This window comes from Leptolyngbya sp. UWPOB_LEPTO1 (assembly GCF_017302695.1).
Lineage (GTDB): Bacteria > Cyanobacteriota > Cyanobacteriia > Leptolyngbyales > Leptolyngbyaceae > Leptolyngbya > Leptolyngbya boryana.
Map to the genome: position 1 here is coordinate 12596 of NZ_JAFLCJ010000005.1, position 23513 is coordinate 36108.

The following is a 23513-nucleotide window of genomic DNA, read 5'->3' on the forward strand; positions in this document are numbered from 1 at the left end:
TTTTCGTAATAATCCTGCATCACTTCACTGATAGAACGATTGAGTCATCGAATGCTCAGTCGTTCTATCAGCAAAATTTGCTACCAGGTGAAACCATAGCGCACACTGAGAGATCGCCCGCGCCCTGCTAAGTATTGGGTGTCGCTCGTTTGCAATTGAGAAACGACTGGGAAGTAATCTGCATTCAATAGGTTCTCGATCGCAACCTGTAGAGTGCCGCTTCCAACTTTGATCTGACTAACAAAATCTACAGTGATGTAATCGTTAACCGCTTGACGACCAAACGCAGTACTATTGTTGAACTGGTTGCGAGTACCAGAGTACAGCAGTTGTAAACGATTGCGCCAGCCTGGAAGCGTTTCATTTTCCACATAAGCTGTGAGCTTCAAAGGTGGAATGCGGAAACCATCTAGGAAGTTTTCGTAATCCCCATCATTGTTAGCATCAATCCGACCTTCTGCTAAACTTGCAGTCAGTCCTAGATTCCAGTTTCGGCTGGGTTGCACATCTAAGGTTGCTTCTACGCCATAAATTTGTTCAGGAGCACGGATAATGTCAACAAAACTGGCAGCGAATGTAGTCCCTAGGTTTGAGGTACTATAGAAGCCCGAAATAGAAGCTTGAACGTTGCGCCATTCTCCACGCAGACCAATTTCATAGTTATTCACTTTTTGGGGTTCAGGTTGCACTCGCTCGAACTGGAAATTGTTGGGTGCGGCTCTTAAAACTCGTCCAATATCGGCAAGTGAGAAGCCTTGAGAAAAACTAGCAAATGCACTGACTTGCGGCGTAATTCGATAAACGGTTCCCAGATTAAATAAGGTTTCATCATAGTTCACCTTGCCGCCTGTGACCGAATTATTTGCAATTGTCGCAAAGTTATCGACACTCACCGCAGCCCGTTCATGCCTGATTCCTCCCCGCACAAGGAGACGATCGCTGAGTCGAGCTTCGAGTTGTCCGAATAACCCCAAGCTATTCGTTGTAATTGGCGGTGTCCAAGTGCGATCGCCTAACTTCCGAAATGCTAAGCCATTGCTATTGTCAAAGGTGGCGGGATCAAAAAACGATACAGGCTGCCGAGAATTTTCATGACTAAAATCCAGCCCCCAGAGTAAGTTTACGGCTTTGTTCGCTGTGAGTGGAGTTTCAACATCAAAACGAGTTCCAAATCGTTGAGATTCAACTCGTGACTGAAAAATCAAACGTCCTAAGCTTGCAGTGTTGCGAGCATCGAAGGGAAAGAAGCGTGCTAAAACATCCCGATAGTAGATTTGTCCACGTACTCGACTCCCCAACACATTTTGATGAGTGTATTCCAAATTGAAAATCGAGTTTTTAGTTCCAGGTTCATCTTCCAGATTCAGCCCCTCTAGAACTCGCGCTCGTTGGCGACCTGCTAGGCGAGCGACGATCGGATCACTGGTAAATGCGGGATCTTGTTGATATTCAAAACGACTGGCTGACAGCACTAAGCGTTGATTTTGGTCTGGCGTGTAAACGAACTTGCCAAATAAATTGATCGAATCTGCATCGGATAGTCCTCCTTGTCCAGTCGGATCGAGTGCAATACGATCGCCATTGGCATCAAAGAAACTACCAATGTTTGCGATTCCAGCACTGAGCACATAGCCAACATTGCCTTCTGTTCCGGAGAAGGTTTGCTGCACGGTTTGACCCCAAGCATTTTCTGATCCCGTCAGCGATGTATTCACTCCAATTTCGGTCGTAGCTGTGAGCCGATTCTGGGCAGGAGTGCGAGTAATGAGATTGATCACACCTCCGGTTGCACCATCTCCATAAAGAGCCGTTGCACCGCGCAGCACTTCGATCCGTTCGATGACACTTGGATCGATCGTTTGCAAATCCCGAAAAACATTAGGGGTCGTTGCTTGAGGAATCCCATCAATTAAAACAGTAACATTCCGTCCTCGTAATGTTTGCCCAAAAATATTGTTTCGCTCGTTGGGTGGCGCAAGTCCCGGAACGAGTTTGCTCAACGCATCAGAAACATCACGAGAGACTGCAAACTGTTGCTGAAGTTGATTCCGATCGATCGTTGTAATCGATTGGGGAACATCGCGACGGGTTTCCTGAGTTCGAGTGGCTGTCACGACAACTTCTTCTTCGTCTTCTGCTGTTTCGGTTGGTGCGACGATCGCTAGTGTAATTCCAGCTTGGCTTGCTCGGATTGTTGCGGTCGGAGTCTCGTTTGCGCTCGTGATGCTTACTTGTACCCGATTCGGGGCGATCGATTGAACAGTGACTCGCTGAATGCCTTCTGCTGGAGCGTCTACCTGATAGGTTTGACCTTGAGGAAGTGCTAAAACTGCATTCTCAAACTCAGCAATGAGAGTCCGATCGCTTGTTGTTAACACAGGTGGAGCAAGAGGTTTTACAGCCTCCAAAACAACATCAACCCCGGTTGCAGTGGGCACGAATCGTACATCTGTAATCTGAATTCTATCGGTTTGGAGTTCTTCAGATGACTGCGATAGTAGTGTTGCCGATCGAGAAACCTGCTCAAATTCTTGAAGCCGTTTCACTGGAGATTCTGCGATCGCAGTTGACTGACACACTAACCAAAACAGCGGAAAACTAGAGTACCACAACGCCCGATTCATACCGCCTCACACAAAACTTTAGTGCGCCCTTATTAGGATTTAGTTCTAATAGTGAGCTAAAAATTAGCTTATCAAAGTCGCTAGAAAAAGTCTTACGCAATCGGGAGCTGACTTAATCAAAACGGAGCAATATTTGCAATAAATAGTGATTGAATCTCGATTAAATAAACTGCGGTTTAACTACGTCGGAATTTGTGTGGACTCATTCCAACTTGTCTGTAGAATGCGTTACTGAAAGCAGGTAAGCTGCTGTAACCAACCTTGGCAGCAATGTCCGTAATATAAAGATCACTTTCTCTCAACAATTGTTTGGCTCGTTCCATCTGGCAAGCTCTCAGATAGCCAAACACTGTCGTTCCGAAGAGCTGACGAAAGCCCTGTTTGAGTTTGCAGTCATTCAATCCAACCTGTTGCGCTAAATCGACCAGTGAAGGAGGATATTCGATCGAGCATTGTAGAATCTCTTTTGCCCGCTCAAGCTTTTCCAAATCCTGAGATTTCCAGGCTGTTGATGGTATGGGTTGTTGTTCATCTTTTGCCCAACGTGCAAGCTGTAAGGTTAGCAGTTCTAGAGATTTACTTTCTAAAAACATCTGCCGCAATGCACCTTGATAGGAACAAGACAAAATCTGCTGAATCATGGGCTGAATGGTACGAGCCGCGATCCCAAAGGTTTGGTGAAAGGGGTCAATCGGCTGTCCGTCTAAGAGTCGCCGAATCAGGAGGGGAAATGTTTGATCGAGAGCGTACGATCGTAAAAATTCAAGACCGACACTCAATGTTAGGCGTTGTAGCGGTTTTTGGGCTGGATAATATTCGATCGAGCGAACATCAGGAAGATAGCAAATACAGCTTTCTCCATTCTCTTCAGAGCGATCTTCCTCTTTCGCTAAACCAGGATTCACAATCCGAAAATCACCGGATAGATAAAACGTTAGCGTGAGTTGAGGAAGTTGATACACATAATCTAAATGAATGGGTCGATCGTAGATCACGTTATCTAACCAAAGCTGAAATCCTTCTCGGAAAACCGTTAATCGTCTTTGCCCTTGTCCCAATGCTTGCGGTAATTGGCGCAGTCCTTCGTGACCTTGCCACGTCCAAACTTGATCTGCTTCTAGTGCAGCTTGCCACAGATCATTGAATTCGCCTTGCGTCACGATGTCCATTTTGATCGCCACAAACTTTGATAGGAACTTAAACGGTAGGAACTTCAACAAATTTGGTTGTTTAGTCTCTCGAAGATTTTAGCTTGTTTTGAGATACTATTCATATTAATTCTCAATAATTATGAAGTCTCAGCCGATTATTACATGTTCCAAGATTGTTTTTATGCCATTTTTGCTCGTTAAACTAACGAAGTGAGTGATTTAGAGTGAGATCAGAATAGATCACATTAATTCTCAAGAAAAGAGAGTAGTGACATGTTTAATCCATCACGTAGCAGAGTAGTTTGACTAGAATTCGGGGAGAAGTCAATGTCTCAGTTTAGTAGGCGGCAGTTTCTTGTTACAGCGCTAGCTTCTGCCGCCGTAGTTTCTTGTACACGCCAAAATCAATCTCGCTCCAACATCTCAACAACTGCAAGCCGTATTGTCGCGCTCGAATGGGTGTATGTCGAAAATCTCTTGGCATTAGGAATTCAACCGATCGGAGTCGCAGACATTCGAGGCTACAAAACCTTTGTAGATATAGAACCAAAGCTAGCAGAATCCGTGGTAGATGTGGGTACTCGTCAAGAACCGAGTTTAGAAGCGATCGCTCAACTCCAACCCGATCTGATCATCGGCACTCAACTCCGGCATGAGACGATCTACGATGCTTTATCCGCGATCGCGCCAACACAGCTTTTTAACCCTTATCCAGACTCTAATGCTCTGTCCCAGTTTGATGAGATGCAACAGACGTTTAGAGCGATCGCACAACGAGTCGATCGGCGGGAAGCTGGTGAAACGGTGTTACGTCAAATGCAAGATACTTTTCAGGCAGCCAGCGATCGTCTGCGTTCTTCAAAGCAACCCACTCGCTCTTTTATTCTAGGGCAGTTCAACGAAGCAACTCCCCAGATTCGGCTATTTACAGATAATGCAATGGCAGTACAAATCCTCAACCAGATTGGATTAAAAAATGCGTGGAAAGGACAAATCGATCGCTTCGGGTTCAATACTGTCGGAATTGAAGCATTCCCCAAAATTGAGCAAGCAAGCTTTCTCTACATTGCTGGAGAGAATAACACTCACCTCAAGCAATTGCAGGAGAATCCAGTCTGGAAAGGATTAAAGTTTGTCCAGGAGCAACGGTTGTACCCTATTGGCGCAGAAACTTGGGTATTTGGTGGCCCTAAAAGCGCTCAATTATTGGTTGAAAAAGTGACTGCTACACTCACTGGAACATGAAGATTCAAATCGTTTCACCTCTTAAGGTCTTTGGTTTAGGAACCATGCTGTTGCTGGTGCTATTCATGATTCACATTACCCAAGGACAAGCAAACTTAGATCTTGCTACCGTGATCGAGGCTATTTTTTCACCCAATGATACGCCCGAACACAACATTGTTCGCTATCTTCGGTTGCCTCGCGCCACACTTGGCATTCTTGCAGGAGCTGCTTTAGGAATGGCAGGCACTGTTTTACAAACGATGACTCGTAATCCTTTAGCTTCACCTGCGACTCTCGGAATTAATGCAGGTGCTTATCTTGCTGTTACGCTGGCTGTCATCTTTTCACCTGGATTATTTTCAATCTCACCCACCCTGATCGCTTTAGTTGGGGGATTATTTGCTGCAAGTTTAGCTTATGTGATCGCAGGAGCAGTCAGAGCCACTCCCATCCGCCTAACACTTGCAGGAGTAGCAGTCTCTCTCGCATTGTCCGCCTTCACTGCTACTCTACAACTCATCTACGAAAATGAAACCAGTGATTTATTCTTCTGGGGAGCGGGTTCTTTAGTTCAAATTGACTGGAGTAAAGTTCAGTATGCGGCTCCTAGAGTCGCAATTGCCGCAATTTTATTACTGGGAATGGCAAGATCCTTAGATGTGTTGTCTCTTGGGGAAGAAGTCGCCCGATCGCTCGGTAACACAGTCCAACTCACCCGTATCTTCAGTACCTTGCTAGCTGTATTCTTAGCCGCGATCGTCGTCAGTATATCCGGCCCGATTGGCTTCGTGGGGCTTGTTGCTCCACATATGGTCAAACTCATGGGATGTCGAAAACACAAATTATTACTGCTCGGTGCGGCACTATGGGGCGCAATTATGTTAGTCGGATCGGACATTATTGCTCAAAGTTTGACCACCAACTTGAACGATCTCCCAACCGGAAGTATTACCGCGCTCATCGGTGCTCCTTTCCTCATTTGGCTAGCTTCTACGTCAAAACAATTAGGAGGTGATACGCCTTCTATCTCTACTCAGCAGCAAACTTCTTCCCGTCGATTCTCCTATCCGGCGTTGCTGTCGGGTTTGATGGGGCTACTGTTCATCATTGCGATCGCAGGACTCCTACTCGGCAATCGCACGATCGGTGTTGACCAACTCATCGATCTGGTATCCGGTCAAGGCACTGCCTTATCTCAAACCGTGATTTTAAATCTTCGTTTACCTCGATTGTTAGTTGCGATGGTTGCAGGTGCAACATTAGCGGTGAGTGGATTGCTGCTTCAAGGAGTCGTGCGAAATCCGTTAGCCGGACCTGAAATCGTTGGCGTAACATCAGGGGCAGGATTAGGAGCAATGATTGTTCTGGTTTTCGTTCCCAATGCGACTCCTGAGAGTCTTTCATTGGCTGCAATCGTTGGGGCTGTCAGTGCTTTTAGCTTGGTCTACTTACTATCTTGGAAAAAAGGAGTACTGCCAGCGAGGTTAGCACTTGTTGGGGTCGCCGTTTCTGCATTTTGTTCTTCTGGGATCAACGTGCTAATAGTCCTAGCGAAATTACGAGTTGCACAAGCGATCGTGTGGCTGTCAGGGAGTACTTACGCTCGCCAGTGGGATGAACTGTGGCGATTGATCGTCTTACCTGTTTTACTCTTGCCGATCGTATGGTTGTTTGCGCGCCGATTAGATGTTTTGGCGCTAGGAGAAGATGTGCCTCGAACTCTAGGAATGTCTCTGCAACGAGTTCGTGCAGCCATGATTGCGATCGCAGTGGTTCTGTCAGCCGTTGCCGTTTCCACAGTTGGCACAATTAGCTTTGTGGGATTGATTGCACCTCATGCAGGTCGGCTATTAGTTGGAGGTCGTTACCGTCAACTTGTCCCTTTAGTTGCCATTTTAGGCGCAATTCTAGTCAGCCTTGCCGATGTGATCGGAAGAACTGCGATCGCGCCTAGAGAGATTCCTTCAGGGCTAGTAACCGCCATGATTGGAACACCTTATTTTTTGTGGTTGATTCTAGTCAAGCGAACAAAGTAGTCCCATAACTTATCTCATCAATTATGGTGTGGACGGCTCCGCAGGCGGTTGCGCAGGCGGGGCTTCTGCGGGAGCAGGTTCGGGGGGTGGAGCTTCTACGGGTGGGGCTTCTGGAACAGGTTCGGGGGGTGGAGCCTCTACAGGCGGGGCTTCTGGAACAGGTTCGAGTGGAGCTTCTACGGGTGGAGCTTCTATGGGTGCGGGTTCAGGGGATGGAGCAGCAGGAGTCGGAGAGGGTGAAGTCGTTGGGGGTGGTTGGATGGGTTCAGTTGCAGAAGCAGGGGGTTGTTGCTGTTGGGCTTCGCGTTGAATACGCTCTCGCTCTAAGCGTTCTTGTGCCGCGCGTTCTGCTTCTTGTGCCGCGCGTTCTTGTTCTTCTTGGCGACGACGACTAGCATTTTGCCGCTGGAAATCGGAGCCTTCTTGTTCAGAGGTGACGCGAATGCGTTGACCTTGAAAACCACTTTCTGAAGCTTCATATCTGCGCCGACGAATGGCTTCTTCCGCTTTACGATCGACTTCTGCATTCCCGCTCGATTGTCTCAAGCGGACATTGGTCACATTGCCATCTTTATCAACATCAAAATCAAATCGGGCTGAACCTTCTGCCCCAAGATATTCATCTAAGCCGCAGTTGTTTTTGCACTTTGGACGATTGCGGCGAGAACGAGCGGACGGGTCAGAGTCTTCACGCGGCGGAGCTTGGCGAATCGCAACAGGTTGAGGTGAAGGACTCGGGCGACCTTGCTGTCCGGAGCCTGTACTGTTGCCAGTTCCGTTACCCGTGCCATTGCCGATCCCGTTACCCGCACCCCGATTTCCGATCCCGTTACCCGTGCCATTGCCAGTTCCATTGCCAGTTCCATTGCCGATTCCGGTGCTAGTTCCAGGCGTTTGCTTGCTTGCTTGTGTGGTGGGTGAGGTCGTTGGACTCGATGCAGGACTTGCAGAGGTGCTCGGAGTCGGGGTTGAACTCGGCGTTGGACTCGGACTGGGTGCAGGGGTCGGAGTTGGACTGGGTACAGGAGTCGGTGTTGGGCTTGGTGTTGGGCTTGGCGTTGGACTTGGCGTTGGACTTGGCGTTGGACTCGGTACAGGGGTCGGAGTTGGATCAGGAACGGGAGTCGGTTCTATAATTTCTGGCTCTACGGTCGGAGCAGGCACAAGAACAGGTTCGGGGATCGCTTGTGCAATTTCATTCGGTGGAGGGGTACTAGGATTTGGGTTAAAGAGTGAGAACTGTTCTGAACCACCTCCACTCCCTCCTGCTTCTACTGATGTAGAAGCATCTGTTTCAGGGGGAGCTTCATCAGGTTGATCCTCAGCAATGATTTCAATTTCCTGTTCTGCAATCGTCGCTTCTAAATTTGGTTTCCAAAACATCACCAACAACGGGATCAAGATAAGATGCAATGCGATCGCGCCCGTAAAACTAAAGGGCAAAAACCGCTTCAGTCCTAGTGCTTCTTTCTGACGCTGCTCGGCGATTTCTGGAACAATGCTCATAAAATATTGACAATAAATTGCATCAGATGATTTTTCTGATCTCAGGCTAGTAGCTCGCCTAACATCTGTCAATGGTTGATCAAGAATGAAATCATACTCTAAGAATGCCTGTTTTCAAATAAAATTTGGCGGTTTTCAGATCCGCAAGCAGGTAAAAATACTTGACAATTAGTTTCATTTGGTTCTACGCTGCTCTATGAATATTTTGCCGCTTCAGCACAGTTTTTCGCATTCACAAGCCTTTGAACAGTTATCAGAGTAGGTTGGAGTTTAGGAATGAGTAACGCGATCGAGATTCTGAAAGCAGGCGGGGTTGTTATGATCCCCTTGCTATTGTTTTCCATTACGGCGATTGGCTTGATCATTGAGCGATCGCGCTATTGGAGTCGCATTATCAAACGTCAACCGAAGATGATGCAGCGCGTGTTGATGCTCTATCAGGAAAATGATGTGGCAGAAGCGATCGCGGTTTTGAAAAAGAACCTTGATCTGCCTGCGGCTCGGATTTTGCTATCGGCACTCTCGCTTGATCGTCCTACTCCAGAACAGTTTAGTTTGGCGATGAAAGCAGAAGCACAGGCAGAAGTGCCAGGAATGAAGCGATTTACCAACATCTTCGATACGATTGTGGGCTTATCTCCATTGTTTGGATTGCTCGGCACAGTCACGGGATTAATCGTTTCCTTCTCGTCGCTGAACATCGGCAATGTTGGCGGGAGCCAAACCGCAGGCGTAACGGGTGGGATCAGTGAAGCTCTAGTTTCGACTGCATCAGGACTGATTGTCGCGATCTTTAACTTGTTTGCAGTTAGCATCTTTCGCGGGTTCTTTACTCGCCAGACAGCGCTGATTGAGGAATATGCCAATCGATTTGAACTCATCTACGATCGCCGCTACGAAACCCGCCGAGTCTCCTAACTGAATGAAGTCTTATGCTATTTCCTGAAGAAAACGATCAACCGCCTCAGATCAATATTGTGCCGATGATTGATGTGGTGTTTGCACTACTCACTTTTTTCATTGTTTCGACTTTGTTTTTAACCCGATCAGAAGGCTTACCGGTGAATCTTCCCCAAGCAGCAACCGCTAAGATTCAGCAGCAAACAAGAATTGCTGTTAGCATTCAGCCGGATGGAGAAATTGCGTTAAACAAGCGCCCTGTCCAGATTTCAGACCTCCAAGTCGGGGTAAAAACTTTGGTGCAAGCGAATCAGCAAGCGGTGGTCGTGATCAATGCCGATGAAAAAGTGCAGCATGGTCAACTTGTGGCAGTCATGGACGAAATTCGCAAAATTGATGGGGTAAAAATGGCGATCGCAACGAAGAAGAAGTGAACTTGATCACAGATTGTGAATCTACTACGCTGCGTCGTTTGACAGTCAGTATGCTCATCCTCTATATAGACAATAGTTTTCGATTGACTGACGTTAAAACTTAATTTTTAGGTACGGCGATCATAGATTCAATCACGAGCATCAGGCGATAGTCCGTCGATTCAAACATACTGATGCTGTCTTGTCTCACCAGTTCTAAGATGCAAAATAGAGCAAGCCTCGCAGTTATAGTTTTCTAGCGTTCTAGGATTTCACACAATTAGCGATCGCACAATTAGCAGATTCGCCAATTGTGCGATCGCTAATTGTGCAGACCACCTTACGTACAGATCTACTTGAGGGTTGTTTTCATGAATTTCAGACCGCTCTGAAATTCTGTAAAAGAATTCGGTGCTGGCAGAGTTGCTGAATTTTTCCGGCTCGTCTTAACTCGCTTAAAGACCGGGTCACAGTTACCCTCGTCGCGCCAATTAACTCGGAAATACATTGGTGGGTAAGCGGAATATCAATAAGATATCCCTGCTCATCCAATCTGCCAAATCGTTGTGCTAACCATTCTAAAAGCTTGACCAATCGAACCATCGTCTGCTTGATGCTCGTCACATTCAGCAAGGTCTCTACCTGGTGGAGGTGAGATAGAAGCAAGTGAGTGCAATCATCCGACAAGGGAATTTCTCTGACTAGCACTGGAGTCAAACATTCAATCTGGTAAGGAGTAATCGTTGAGAGCTGATGCCCGACAACCTCTCCAGTTCCCCATATCCCTAAAGCAGAGATCGTCCCTTCATCATCCCAAGTAATCGTTCGGACATAGCCTGATTCAATTCTCCACAAACCATCCCGAGTAAAGGGCAAGTGTTCTCGATACCGAAACGATCGCGCTTGAGTGACATCACAGGGAGGGATCAAGGAGAAATACCGTTCTTCAGAATGGGTCTTAGCGGTAGCGGTTGAAAGAGTAAAGAGCATGTTTCTTAGGTCTGGAAATAGCTGGACTCACAAAGCAGGGTTCAAAATCTCGACACTGGATAGCAGCCTCAGTCAGAGCTTCACAGGGTCGAACTGTGCATTTCAGGTTGTAATCTCCGGTGAAGTAAGCACAGCGACTACAAGGAATTCGATGCAGCCTCCTCAATCGCCTCATTCCGTCTTGTCCTGCCCAACTAAGACTAAAAAGGAAACCCGTTAACAGTGCAAAAATGCAAAAGCAGCAGAAGAAAACCTGGCAAAGTTGAACGAGATAGTTCATGATGGCTGTGTTCCTGACTAGCATTCACCCACTCAATTTTCGGTCTATGGTTCATCGGGTCTTCCTAAATCATGGCTGAAGTACGATCGACGGAAGAGGAACAATCCTCCTCCATCATCAGAAATCAAGGTCTAGACTTGCACTGAATTCAATGCTTTCTCAATTCGCTTGAAGTCGAAGCCCATGGCTCGAAGGGCGTGCCAGAGATGCCCTTGTAAGAAGAAGAACGCCAAGAAGAAATGAGCATTTGCTAACCAAGAGCGGGGAGTATGAGCGCCCATGGGTAACTGAACGGTATCCGCAAAGTAAGGCGTGATTCCGAGCTTAACTTCGAGTGCAGGTCCGTAGAACTCAACCGGATAAGCAAGTGTATTCACTGCACAGAAGTAAGCCGCAACAAATCCAGCAAGCGCAATTCCACCCAAAGAATACGAGAGAATCGCCTCACCCGAAAAGATCAACAGATTTCTTGCCCACTTTAATGGTGGAACAAGAATATGCCAGATTCCACCGCCGATGAGCAGCAATCCAACATAGACATGTCCTCCGACCAAATCTTCCAAGTTATTTACACTAGCAAAATGCGTTTGATATCCATAGATGATTGCTGGATTCAGCGTTGGCTCAGTCACGACACGAACATCTTGAATCGTCGCATCATAGATTCCACCGAAGAACATTGCTTTGGTAACGAGCAACAATGCGCCGATCCCTAACAACAAGAGATGATGACCTAAGATAAACCCGAGGGTTTCAGGCTTTTCCCACTCAAAGTGGAACTTCCGTGCTTGTCCTGTTGCTTTTTTGAGATCTTGCGGCGCTCTGAAGGTGTGGAACAATGCTCCTGCTCCCAATACCGCAGAAGAAATCAAATGAACTGCACCCACAACAAAGTAAGGATAGGTATCGACGATTTGTCCCCCTTTACCGACTCCTAACCCCAAAGTTGCAAGGTGCGGCAGTAAGATCAATCCTTGTGCACCCATGGGAAGCTCTGGCGAATAGCGCGAGATTTCAAATAGCGTAAACGCTCCAGCCCAAAACGTAATGAGGGCAGCTTGAGCAACGTGAGCTGCAATGAATAAGCCCGATAGATTGGCAAACCGGGCATTTCCTGCCCACCAATCATATTGAACTTCCGAATTTCCGTAACTTTGCATGATTTATTTTTCTCCTAAGTTAGAGTGTGCTGAGATCTTCAGCATGAACAACGGATCACTCGACTAAATGCCAAAGTCTGTTTTCAGTTGAGTGACCCAAGCTTGAACGCGATCGTCTGTGAGATCGGATGGGTTATCTTCATCGATTGCGAGTCCGCAGAACGGATTCCCTCTCACCGCTTTCGATTGACTATGCTCATAGCCTGCGTTAGAAATATCCAAATCCACAACTGAATCGCCGCCAAATTTCTTTGAACTGTGATGCTAGTCATTCCATCTACCTCATTGAGGAGAGTCAAAAAATGTCAATTTATTGACTATAAGTCTCAATAATTTCAAAACAGAGTTTAGCATTTTTACTGCGATAAATCCTCAATAGTTAATCATTAAATAATATTAAGATGGGTAGTATAGCAGCGAATAAATACAAAAAAGCTCCGGTTGTAGCGTGAGGGAGGAGAGTACCCTACAACCGAAGTGAAATTAGATTGAGCTGAATATGCTCATCTACGGTCAAATCAGTTGGGTTGGATTCTTGTTCCAGAATCAATAGAAATTTGCGTCTGTGCCTTTTCTCCTTAAATAACGAATTGCGAATGAACGATCGTCCGCACAAATTCAATAGCAAGCTATTGAGAATTAATCTCAGATTAAATGAGAGACTGTAGAATGACAAGTATTGAGTGTGACAATTTCAGTTAGCTGTTGCAGTCAGAGTCAAAATTGAAGATTAAAAGTTGGAGATGGACTGTTTATGGTTAAAAAGGACTTGCGAAAAGGGGAGCCGAATTCTGCTAATTCGCGAGCTTTTCAGCACCATTCTGCTACGTTTAGAGCGCTCTTGCTCACCCTTGGACTGATCATCGCATTAGTTCTCACCATGATTCTTGCCCTGTCCCAAGGCGCTATCAAACTGAATGTTATTGAACTATGGCAAGCTTTATTCCGACAAGGTGAGGCAACACAGCAAACAATCATCTGGGATTTGAGAATTCCTAGGATTATGTCAGGCGTGTTAGTTGGTGCTTCACTGGGTATGTCGGGAGCGATGCTACAAGGAATGCTCCGAAATAGTTTGGCAGACTCCTTTGTGTTAGGCATTTCATCTGGTGCTGGTCTGATTGCTGTTATTCTGATTACAGTCTTGAAAGCGCAGGCACTCGTTCCCATGGGTGCTTGGATAGGTGCGCTCATTTCAGTGACGATCGTGTTTGCCCTGGGCTATCAAGGAGGACGAATTGTGAGTGAGCGATTGATTCTGGGCGGAATCGCGATCGCGACTCTATCCGGTTCTGCTCAAACGTTGCTGCTGCTATTCGCAGATGAAGGACAGGTACAAGGCGTTCTGAATTGGTTAATCGGAAGCTTGAATGGGCGCGGCTGGGCAGAACTTCATCTGGTTGCGCCCTACGTTGTGATCGCGCTGATCAGTGGATGTTTACTGGGTAAGACGATCAACTTACTCAATTTAGGGAACGAGATGGCAGTGAGTTTGGGCGTGTCATTAGTTCGATCGAGAATTTTAATTGGAGCCACTGCAAGTCTACTAGCGGCAAGCGCAGTGAGTATTTCGGGATTGATTGGATTTGTCGGATTAGTTGTGCCGCATGGGGTGCGATTGATCATTGGCAATGATTATCGTTGGGTGTTGCCAACGAGCGCAATCGCGGGTGCATTAGTTCTGACATTGGCAGATTTACTTTGTCGAATTGGCTCGATTGAATTTCCAGTCGGTGCTGTGACTGCCTTGCTCGGCTCCCCGTTGTTCATTTGGTTACTTTACCGCCGTCGCCAAGGAGTATTTTGATGCAGATTCCACTTTTAGAAACTCAGCAACTGACCGGGGGATATGGTGATCGCACGATCGTACAGGATATTCACCTGTCTCTGATTGCGGGAGAATGGTTAAGCTTAGTCGGTGCAAATGGTTCAGGTAAATCTACTCTATTACGGCTGCTCAGTCGAATTCTTACACCGACGCATGGAGCCGTTTTGCTTGATGGTAAAGCAATTCATCAGCAACCACCGCGTATCGTTGCTCAACGGCTTTCTCTCTTGCCTCAACAACAAACCATTCCCGAAGGACTGACCGTAGAACAATTAGTCGCACTAGGACGTGCTCCCCATCAGGCTTGGTGGCAGTGGGAGCTAAACGCTTTAGACCAGCAAAAAGTAAGAACTGCGATCGAGCAAACTCAGCTTCAAGGTTTTATCGATCGTCCCGTCGAAGAACTTTCAGGTGGAGAACGACAACGCGCTTTTTTAGCCTTAGCATTGGCACAAGAACCTAAGATTTTACTGCTAGATGAACCAACCACTTATCTCGATGTCCACTATCAGTTAGAACTATTAGAACTTTTACGCAGGTTGAACCGTGATCATCAAATTACAATCATCACGGTTCTGCATGAGTTGAATCTTGCAGCGAGATATAGCGATCGTATTGGTTTGCTGAAAGAAGGTTATTTGAATGCAATGGGTCAGCCGAATCAAGTGTTCACTGTCGATCGCTTAGCAGAAGTGTTTGGGATTCAAGCTCTGATTTTAGACACTCCTGTAGGACTGCAAATCTGCCCATTGCATTCTCTATCACCGGAAAACAGTCTCTTTTAGTTTTTTGCAAGCTTCTTCGATCTCGCGAATACTTCCAGGATTGACTAATCCAAAGTAATCCATTGTATAAACCTGCTGCTGCTGGACTGCTTTTAACTGACTCCAAAACGATTGCGATTTGAGTTGATTGATCTCACCTTCTCCCGTATCGATGAGGATGATTTTCTCTGGATTGATCTGAAGCAGCTTCTCCGGTGAGAGCGTCACATAACCATTAAATTCAGATGACCCCTGCAACTCCGCGGTTACGTTTTTAACAGCAAACTGATTGAGTAGATCGCCTGCCCAGCTTGACTTATTGGGCGAAAGGATCGGTTGCCGACTCGCTAAAACTAACACAGATGAAGTTTGAGCAGGCTTAGGCTCTAGCAAGGCTTGATAGCTTTGAATTAAGGGGTCGGGATTCGCATTCAGCGCTGTTGCGATCGTGCGAGTGAGTTCAGAAAGCGATCGCCAACTATTCACTTCAGTTGCTAAGGTTTGAATCCCAGATTCTTGTAGCTTTGCCAATGCTTGATCGTGAAATCCTTTTGCGCCAATTACTAGATCCGGTTTGAGGGCGACAATCTTTTCTAAGTTCGGTGGCGTCCGTCCTTCACTGACTCGCGGCAATTGAGCAAAGTCAGGGTTTTGATTGACCAATCGACTCCCAGAAATCGCAACTAGCTTTGTTTTATCCAACCGATTTACAATATCTGCGGATAAGGAAGTTAGAGCAACCACCTTAGAAGCCGTTTTGATCTCAGGCTGAGTTTGAGACGTTGGAGCCTGGCTGACAGGCGGCGCGGGTGCTTGACAAGCCGCTAGCAGCAGGACTAGGAGCAAGGGAGTAAATTTCATAGGTTAAAACCGATAAGTAAAGCCTGCACGAACACTTGTACCGGGTTGAGCGAATCGATCGAGATCTCTCGGTGCAGCAGCATTGATTAAGGTTCTCACATCCTGATATTCAAAATATTCTGCATTGAATAGATTGAACACTCCAACATTAAAGCTAATTAACGGCGTGATATTGTAGAACCCCGTCAAATCGACTACCGTATAAGCAGAAGGTGTAAATGAGCTAGCAGGACGACTGTCACTGAGTCTTGGCTTTGCGACAAAGCTCCCAATCAACTCTGCTCCCCATCGATCCTCTGGCGCACGATAGCGCAATCCAACAACCGCTTTAAAAGGCTCTACACTGTCTAAGGGTTGATCCGTGGTTAGATTATCTCCCACAGTCCATCCTAAACTCGCGAGTAAGCTTAATCCGTGAGGTTTCGGGCTGAAGCGATACTGTCCACTGAGTTCAACCCCGTAGATTCTAGCTTTTGCTATATTACGAGACTGAAACAGAGCAACAGGTAATCCCGGTACGATCGTCAAACTTTGCCCCACATTTGCTAATCGCTCAATGAAATTGTCATAGCGGTTGTAGAAGCCTGTCAAACTAAAGTTAAACTGCGAAAATCCACCCCGCAAGCCGAGTTCAAACCCATTGCTTGTCTCTGGTTCTAGATCAGGATTTGAGAGCGTTTTATAGCGAAATGTTGGGCTAGTGAGATTCGTGAATCCAGCATTAATCTCACTGTAGAGCGGAGCACGAAATCCTCGCGCATATCGACCCACGATCGCAAGTTGAGGGGTGGTCTGCCAAACAAATCCTAAGCTTGGCGAAACCGAAGACGAGGAGAGATCCGCAGAGACAGCACCCGGATTCCGGGCATAGAGCGCATCTGGGCGAGTCTCTAATCGATAAGCATCAAATCTTACACCCGGAATCAGGGTAAAAGCCTTACCAAATTCAATTTCGTTCTGAAGATACGCTCCAAATCGAAAAGTATCGGAATCGGGAAAATCCTTAACCGGAAAGTTATCCGCACCAATCACATTCGTCGTTGCGATCGCAGTTCCAACTGCATTAAATCGCTGCTCAATCCCGTCACGAGTCCGCTCATTTCGAGTCGTTGAAACATCAATCCCATAGGTTAACCGATTTGCAACAGTGCCAAGATTGAACTGGCTCTGAAGCTGCACACCGCCACCCAACACTCGATCGACAAATAAATTCTCTAAGTTCCGCAATCGTCGTCGATCGACTCCCGCGCCTGTGCGTACAAAGTCCTGAACACGCTCCTCTTCAATTTTCACATTCTGATAGTAAAGCTGGAGCTTTGCTCCACTTAAAAAGCTACGACTGTTCGGATCATCAAAGTTGTAAGCTAAGCTGAAGCGCGATCGCGATGTCGTATAAGCGATCGTCTCATCCTGCCCCCGAAATCCGGTTGGGCTGATCAAATCTCGAACCGTCAACGGACTGACATTAAAGTCATCAAAATTCAGAAATCGCTCTACAGTAAAGTCAAGGCTACTCGTCTCACTCAAACGATAAACTAGCTTACCCAGATAGTTATTTCGCCCCACTCCTCGATCGTCTACAAAGTCGTTATTTCCTGGAACTCTTGCTTCTTGACTATCGCGACGAGTATACCCGAGCAAAAGCTCTAAGTTTCCGATCCGATTCGCAGTCAAACCATTAAAGACAAAACCGCGATCGGCACTATCAAAGCTCGTTGATAAAACAGACAGCGAATCCCGCTTACCAAACTGATTCAGCAGATCTGAAGGCTCGATCGTTCTAAACGTCACGACTCCACCCAATGCATCACTGCCATACAGCGCCGAAGCCGCTCCCCGAATCACTTCTGCTCTTTGCAAAGTTTCAAGCTCAACATAGTCCCGCCCGACTGAAGTTGTCCCAAAAGTAAACTGACTCGGAGCGCGAATCCCATCAGTCTGAATCAGAACTCGATTGCCACCTAGCCCCCGAATCGTAATATCCTGAATCCCATAGCGCCGATTGCTTCCGACTCCAACATTTGGCTCATAGCGAAATAAATCTCGCAAGTCTTGAACTAAGTTTTGATCAATTTCCTGATTCGTAATCACATTCACCGTTGACGGAGAGAGCCTTACAGAACGAGGGGTTCGGGTTCCTGTCACTGTAATCTCTTCTTCAGGGACTTCTGAAGAATTAGCTTCAAGCTCGATCGAGCTTTGAGAAAGTTGCTGCGCTTCAGTAATTGGGCGATCGAACTCTGATAGCTGCGTCGGAATTTTTCCCTTCTCAAGAGCTTCCTGATGCTGATTCTCATCTAGAGCAAGTACAGGGGCAGCAAGAAGCGCACTCAGAAGCAGCCCGTTCAACCCGATTAGATTGAATTTCATGGAGTAAATTAAGTTCAGTAAACGACTGTAAGACAAGCATCTGAGGAAATTGAATAGCGCAGTGTGGAGAAGCACGATTCTTGCAGATCGGCTCCTCTTCCCTCCTTAATAAATGAGAAGAATTTTCATCAACTTAAACACAGAATTTCACAAATGAAACTAAATGTCAATAAGCTGTATCGTATTCGCTTCACTGACGTGAATTATTCGAGTGTCCGATGGTCTGTATGCATATCCTCATCAGCTATAAACGTAAACCTAACAAAGTTCTCTGCCCTACGATCATTACCCTAATCAAGGTTGAGTTATCCTATGGTATTTAAAGTATTCGCGCCTGTACTTTTAGCTGGATTGGTAGCAGGTGCAGTTTTGCCTGCAACGGCTCAAGTCTTACCCAAACCCATGACTTGCGAAGCCACGATTCTGCTCGATCAAGGCAGTAGTTTAATCTATCGACTCAATGGCATCGTGCCAAATCCCACGTCTGATCGCCCTCAAAATCCGATCGGAACCTCGATCAATATGACGGTGCAGCGTCGTGATCGCGCAGGAAACCTCCAAACTCTCTTGAATCGCGTCCGAGTCAATAATCTGGAGGACATTGCTCCAGATGCGGACTATTCTAAGTTCCCCTTTACAGGTGTGTTTCGCGGTCAATCTAACAATGGGTTTCGGCTTTATTCTGTTAGCAGTTCTACACATGGACTCTACGCCAGCTTGCGTCCTACTCGTGGACAGCCCCAGCAAATGCAAATCGTTCACTATTTGAGCCGGGGAAATTTTGTACGATCGACTGCAGGCACTTGTCGTTGATCAGATGTTGCGTAATCTATCACTGAGGTCAATTTATGAAAGCGATCGTTCAGACCCAATATGGTTCATCCGATACCCTGAGCTTACAGGAGGTCGATTCACCGACGATGACGGATCAGAGTGTACTCGTTAGAGTTCATGCGACATCCGTCAATTCGGGCGATTGGCATCTGATGCGGGGTAGTCCTTTTCTAGTTCGTTTTATCTATGGATCGCTACTCAAGCCCAAGTTCAAGATTCTCGGTTTTGATGTTGCAGGACGCGTAGAAGCCGTGGGCAAAGCAGTTACTCAGTTCAATCCGGGAGATGAAGTGTTTGGGGATTTGTCGGAGTGTGGATTTGGGGCATTTGCTGAGTATGTCTGTTGTCCTGAAACGGCATTAGTGCATAAGCCGATCACGGCAAGCTTTGAAGAGGCTGCGACTGTGCCCGGAGCTGCGTTAACCGCTTTGCAAGGATTGCGGGATGTGGGACAGCTTCAGCTAGGGCAGCGAGTGTTAATTAATGGTGCGTCTGGTGGGGTTGGATCGTTTGCGGTTCAGATTGCGAAAATTCTGGGGGCTGAAGTGACGGCGGTTTGCAATTCGCAGAAACTAGAAAAAGTGCGATCGCTTGGGGCTGATCACGTCATTGACTATACGCAAATCGACATTACTCAAGCGAGACAGCAATACGACTTGATGCTAGATGCTGCGGGTTTCCGCTCTGTTTTCGACTATTTACCAGCATTAGTTCCTCAAGGGACTTATGTGATGGTCGGTGGTTCAACAGTTCGACTGTTCCAGGTGCTATTGTTTGGATCTATCATTTCCAGCATCAGCCGTCGAAAAGTAAAAGGTTTTGCGGTCAAGCCAAATCAAACCGATCTACTCACTCTGAAGGCATGGATGGAAGCTGGAAAGCTCATGCCTCTGATTGATCAGTGTTACCCATTGAGCGAACTTCCTACCGCGATTCGCCGTCTCGAACAGCGACAAGTAACCGGGAAAGTTGCGATTCGAGTTTGAGCGAGAAGGGCATGGAACAACTGAGTAATGAATCAAACCGACGCAATCAGGTCGATGCTCGATTAGAAAAAGACGCTCAACAGTCCAAAACCCCAAAAGCCTACCAAAGAGATCATTGATTCGCTGAATCGCTTTGTGCTTTTCTCAATCATGCAATGGAGGAAACTTCAGAACTAGAATGGTCTTTGCCCGCCATTCTAGAATCGATCCAAAAACCGACCTTGACCGCAAGCACACGTCTTATGATTCAATCAGATGGGACTAACTTAATTGAGGAAGAAGCCAAAGCACAATCGACTTATCTCATTGCTCAAGTCATTGGAGCTTGGAGCGAGACATTTACGTTAACACTCAAAAGCTTTGATCCTGAAAGTGGCATTCTATTAGATTCTCTAAGCCTGCCGCCCGTTGTGTTTCAACTGTGTTTCAACCTTACTCAGGTCTGTTGCGATGTTATTGAAAATCTGGCGTGTTGAGCAAACTTGTTTATTCGAGCTAGTCTGGAATGAGGCGCACACGCTCAGCGCGAAACTCATCTATCCAGAAACCCTGACGACGCTCTATCAAACCTGGAAAAACACTTACCTCCAGTTTTATCGCTCAACCTTACGTGCCCGTCCCGGTCTCGTGCTGAACTTAGAAGAACCTGAGATTGATTGGCGCACTCGCCTGGTTCAAGCAGAAGCCACGTTTTTAGCAGAATTTCACTACTGGGTAAATAGCGCAGAACTACTAGAAATTCGACGACAAATTACTCGTTCTAAAACTTCAACCCTCTATCTGCGTTGCGATTCTCCAGAGATTGTTAAACTTCCTTGGGAATCTTGGCAGATTGGCTCAGAATTCGGCTCTGGTCAACCGATTCATGTGATCCGAACTTCAGTTGCTCTCTGTGCTGAACAAGCGAAACCCGTTCGTCGAACTAGAAATCGGATCTTAGTCATTCTTGGCGATGAAACTGGCTTGAACTTTGAAGCTGAACGTGCTGCCTTACAGCAGTTAGATCATCGCACTGAAATTAGCTTAGTTGGGTGGCAACCAGCGATCCGAACACCTGAGTTATTGCAACAGATTAAGACTGCGATCGCTGATCCCGAAGGTTGGGACATTCTCTTTTTTGCAGGACATAGCAACGAAACCGCGCTCACGGGCGGAGAACTCGGTATTGCTCCAAACACTTCAATTCTCATGAGTGAAATTGCACCGCAGCTAAAAACGGCTCAAGAACGCGGATTACAATTTGCGATTTTCAACTCCTGTAACGGTTTGAGCATTGCAGAATTGCTGATCAATCTAGGACTGAATCAAGTTGTCGTGATGCGTGAGCCAATTCGTGATGATGTTGCAAAAGACTTTCTGATTCACTTTTTAAGATATCTATCGAGTCGTCAGGATGCTCAAGAGGCAACGATCTCGGCGTGTCAGTTCCTCAAACTAGAGAAGAATTTAACTTATCCTTCAGCCTATCTCATTCCATCTTTATTTTCTCATCCTCAAGCGAAACCTTTTCGGCTCTTCACACCGAGTTGGAAGACACAGCTTAGACGATGGAAACCGAAGTGCCGAGAAGCGATCGTACTCAGCTTATTCGCAATTCTAAGTAGTTGGCTCCCGATCCAAAGTGCCCTGATTGATCAACGTCAACTCGCACAAGCCTTGTATCGCCAGATTACTCGCCAAGGAATTCAGGCAACCGCCCCTTCGACTTTGCTCATTCAAATCAATGAAGAATCCCTACAAAAAGATGGCATCAAATTAATTGAGCAGAATCTCGATCGCCGATATCTTGCGAAAGTCATCGATCGCATTTCTCAATCAGAGAGTTCTGTCATTGGCATTAACTATCTATTGTTTCGGCATCAACCGAGTAGCGATCGCATCTTCGCAAAATCTCTTCAATCAGCGACTAAATCCGGTAAGCAAATCGTTTTCTCAGCCACTCAAGATGTTCAATCCTATCAAGCTTGGGTAACAGCTTTACCAGAGTTCACGAAATTTGGTAGCAGTGGAGATATGGACTTGCTAGGCGATCCAGCCTTTTATGCACGACTGATTGGTGACACTTCAGACCAAACTGAGATGCTCCCTTTCGCTTATCAAGTCGTGCGATCGTGTAATCCAAAAGCACTCAATCGACAAAATGAACACCTCTATTTTCATCCCATCACTCAATTCTCTGCTTTATTTGGGCAAACCTGGCTTCACCCTTTAGTCGATTTCTCAATTCCGCCCAATCAAGTCTATGATGCAGTTCCAAGCTGGCAATACTTACAGAATCGAGATAATCCAAACAATGAAATTGTCTTGGTCGTTCCTGGTGGACAACTCGATGCAGGAGTTCTGCCTGGGGAAGATTATTTTAGTGCTCCACTTGCCTTCAAATTTTGGCAGCCGAACGCAACTAGAAAGATGTCAGGAGGAACAATTCATGCTTATTTGATTCATAGTTTAGTAGCTCACCGTATGATTCTTCCAATTCCTGATCTTTGGATTATCATCATTGCTGCGATCGCTGGTAAAAGCACAATCATTTTAATCACTCAGAAAAAACTCAACTGTAAATGGTTTTTCATTGTCCCAATTCTCTATGGCTTAGTTAGCTTACAGTTCTACATTTCTTCCCAAGTTCTGATCCCGTTTCTACTACCCACGCTGACCTATCTTGCATTTCTAGCGCAACTCAATCTCAAACCTCAGTCAAATGATTAAACAAACTCTAGTTCTGATGAGCTTTCTGGTCGCATCTCCGGTTGTTGTGCTAGCGGATGCTCCTGTTCATGCACAACAGCGCTCAAATTGGCAAGAATTCTTTCAGCGAATTGTCTCCCGTTCTCCGCTTCCTCGCAAAAGAGGCGGCGGTCGTGAAGGTCTTTTGGGTTGGCAAGTGCTGACTCCTGGCAGTTTGTCACAACAACTATGGACATTGCAACCGATTTTAGTGTGGCGATCGCAGCCTAATGGAAAACTAGTTCCCGATCGTGCTGAAATTCTTCCGGCAGGTTCAGGCTCTCCCATTTGGAGCCAACGAATCCAGCCAAGTCGGACAACACCGATCACAGCTAAACTGGAGCCTGGTAAAACTTATGTCTTGCGATTCTCAAAGTGGAATGCTGACCTGAAGAAAGATGAGGTGATCATCGGGTGGGACATTGAAGTCATACCAACCGCACAACGCCAGAAAGTCGCCGCAGCGCTCAATCGCTTCAACAAAAATCTCAAGCCTGTAGAACGATTGCAGCGAAGAATTGAGGTGCTTGCATCCTTCGGATTATGGTCTGATGTCGTTCAAGAGATTGAACAATCAAAGGTGTCTGCCCGCGATCGTCAGACCGCAATCAATGATCTACTCACACAGCTAGAAGATTCGGCGGGTTCAACCCGTATCAGAAAGTAAGTTCGCTGGCGGTTTTGAAAAGAATGATCTAATGTCCATATTGTCAATCGAACCAAATCGTCAAACACGGACACTGCACGGGAAAAAAGCGGTAGAATTGCATGAATTTCGGATTCATGATCCCGAAGATGGGTGAGAATTGGGCGCTGAAGTTGCGAAAATACGCACTATGCTCAAAGAAACGTTTTG

19 protein-coding genes are annotated in these 23513 nt (G+C 46.5%); 11 read left to right on the plus strand and 8 right to left on the minus strand.

The features are described from left to right. Positions 1-80: 80 nt before the first annotated feature. Both J0L70_RS09410 and J0L70_RS09415 read right to left on the minus strand, forming a co-directional pair. Entirely contained in the window at positions 81-2624 is a 2544-nt protein-coding gene (locus J0L70_RS09410; protein ID WP_287454199.1) for a TonB-dependent receptor domain-containing protein, read from the minus strand. Between the two features lie 176 nt (positions 2625-2800). Next, on the minus strand, positions 2801-3793 hold the full coding sequence (locus J0L70_RS09415; RefSeq protein ID WP_287454201.1) for a helix-turn-helix transcriptional regulator: 993 nt from the start codon (positions 3791-3793) through the stop codon (positions 2801-2803). A 309-nt stretch (positions 3794-4102) separates the two neighbouring features. Between J0L70_RS09415 and J0L70_RS09420 the strand changes: the two genes are divergently transcribed. Further along, positions 4103-5020: an ABC transporter substrate-binding protein gene (locus J0L70_RS09420; RefSeq protein WP_287454202.1), complete on the plus strand. Its 918-nt coding sequence runs from the start codon at positions 4103-4105 to the stop codon at positions 5018-5020. Continuing rightward, positions 5017-7038: an iron ABC transporter permease gene (locus J0L70_RS09425; RefSeq protein WP_287454203.1), complete on the plus strand. Its 2022-nt coding sequence runs from the start codon at positions 5017-5019 to the stop codon at positions 7036-7038. The genes J0L70_RS09420 and J0L70_RS09425 overlap by 4 nt, the downstream gene beginning before the upstream one ends. 21 nt (positions 7039-7059) lie before the next feature. Here J0L70_RS09425 and J0L70_RS09430 read toward each other — a convergent pair whose 3' ends face one another. Beyond that, positions 7060-8544: an energy transducer TonB family protein gene (locus J0L70_RS09430; RefSeq protein ID WP_287454205.1), complete on the minus strand. Its 1485-nt coding sequence runs from the start codon at positions 8542-8544 to the stop codon at positions 7060-7062. Positions 8545-8820: 276 nt separating this feature from the next. On the opposite strand from J0L70_RS09430, the gene J0L70_RS09435 reads away from it, so the two are divergent. Continuing rightward, positions 8821-9462, plus strand: coding sequence for a MotA/TolQ/ExbB proton channel family protein (locus J0L70_RS09435; RefSeq protein ID WP_017286197.1), 642 nt, complete (start codon positions 8821-8823; stop codon positions 9460-9462). Positions 9463-9476: 14 nt separating this feature from the next. After that, a complete protein-coding gene (locus tag J0L70_RS09440) occupies positions 9477-9878 on the plus strand; it encodes an ExbD/TolR family protein (RefSeq protein ID WP_017286198.1) in 402 nt (133 codons plus the stop codon). 357 nt (positions 9879-10235) lie between these two features. Here the strand turns inward: J0L70_RS09440 and J0L70_RS09445 are convergent, their stop codons facing one another. The 3 genes from J0L70_RS09445 to J0L70_RS09455 all read right to left on the minus strand — a co-directional run bounded on the left by J0L70_RS09445 (position 10236) and on the right by J0L70_RS09455 (position 12509). Next, the gene (locus J0L70_RS09445; protein WP_287454206.1) at positions 10236-10847 is read right to left on the minus strand and encodes a Crp/Fnr family transcriptional regulator; all 612 of its coding nucleotides are present in this window, start codon (positions 10845-10847) and stop codon (positions 10236-10238) included. 411 nt (positions 10848-11258) lie between these two features. Beyond that, a complete protein-coding gene (locus J0L70_RS09450; RefSeq protein WP_190652403.1) occupies positions 11259-12287 on the minus strand; it encodes a chlorophyll a/b binding light-harvesting protein in 1029 nt (342 codons plus the stop codon). A gap of 63 nt (positions 12288-12350) precedes the next feature. Beyond that, positions 12351-12509 carry an NADPH-dependent FMN reductase family protein gene (locus J0L70_RS09455; RefSeq protein ID WP_172412512.1) on the minus strand — a complete coding sequence of 53 codons (159 nt, stop codon included), beginning with the start codon at positions 12507-12509 and terminating at the stop codon, positions 12351-12353. 532 nt (positions 12510-13041) lie between these two features. On the opposite strand from J0L70_RS09455, the gene J0L70_RS09460 reads away from it, so the two are divergent. Together J0L70_RS09460 and J0L70_RS09465 are read left to right on the plus strand one after the other, a co-directional pair. Continuing rightward, positions 13042-14094 carry a FecCD family ABC transporter permease gene (locus J0L70_RS09460; RefSeq protein WP_287454208.1) on the plus strand — a complete coding sequence of 351 codons (1053 nt, stop codon included), beginning with the start codon at positions 13042-13044 and terminating at the stop codon, positions 14092-14094. Beyond that, a complete protein-coding gene (locus J0L70_RS09465) occupies positions 14094-14900 on the plus strand; it encodes an ABC transporter ATP-binding protein (protein ID WP_017286203.1) in 807 nt (268 codons plus the stop codon). Before J0L70_RS09460 ends, J0L70_RS09465 begins: the two co-directional genes overlap by 1 nt. Here the strand turns inward: J0L70_RS09465 and J0L70_RS09470 are convergent. Both J0L70_RS09470 and J0L70_RS09475 read right to left on the minus strand, forming a co-directional pair. Then, positions 14877-15740, minus strand: a complete 864-nt coding sequence (locus J0L70_RS09470) for an ABC transporter substrate-binding protein (RefSeq protein WP_287454210.1) — start codon at positions 15738-15740, stop codon at positions 14877-14879. The genes J0L70_RS09465 and J0L70_RS09470 overlap by 24 nt on opposite strands. A gap of 3 nt (positions 15741-15743) precedes the next feature. Further along, the gene (locus tag J0L70_RS09475; RefSeq protein WP_287454212.1) at positions 15744-18110 is read right to left on the minus strand and encodes a TonB-dependent hemoglobin/transferrin/lactoferrin family receptor; all 2367 of its coding nucleotides are present in this window, start codon (positions 18108-18110) and stop codon (positions 15744-15746) included. A 312-nt stretch (positions 18111-18422) separates the two neighbouring features. Here J0L70_RS09475 and J0L70_RS09480 point away from each other — a divergent pair, with 312 nt between their 5' ends. From J0L70_RS09480 to J0L70_RS09500, 5 genes are all read left to right on the plus strand, one after another. After that, positions 18423-18923, plus strand: coding sequence for a hypothetical protein (locus J0L70_RS09480; protein ID WP_017286206.1), 501 nt, complete (start codon positions 18423-18425; stop codon positions 18921-18923). Between the two features lie 35 nt (positions 18924-18958). Further along, positions 18959-19930: an NAD(P)-dependent alcohol dehydrogenase gene (locus J0L70_RS09485; RefSeq protein WP_287454213.1), complete on the plus strand. Its 972-nt coding sequence runs from the start codon at positions 18959-18961 to the stop codon at positions 19928-19930. A gap of 242 nt (positions 19931-20172) precedes the next feature. Further along, positions 20173-20406: a hypothetical protein gene (locus J0L70_RS09490; protein ID WP_148664746.1), complete on the plus strand. Its 234-nt coding sequence runs from the start codon at positions 20173-20175 to the stop codon at positions 20404-20406. After that, positions 20381-22639 (plus strand): CHASE2 domain-containing protein, encoded by a 2259-nt coding sequence (locus tag J0L70_RS09495; protein WP_287454215.1) that lies wholly within the window; start codon positions 20381-20383, stop codon positions 22637-22639. The genes J0L70_RS09490 and J0L70_RS09495 overlap by 26 nt, the downstream gene beginning before the upstream one ends. Beyond that, a complete protein-coding gene (locus J0L70_RS09500) occupies positions 22632-23324 on the plus strand; it encodes a hypothetical protein (protein ID WP_287454216.1) in 693 nt (230 codons plus the stop codon). Before J0L70_RS09495 ends, J0L70_RS09500 begins: the two co-directional genes overlap by 8 nt. The last annotated feature ends 189 nt before the right edge of the window (positions 23325-23513 follow it).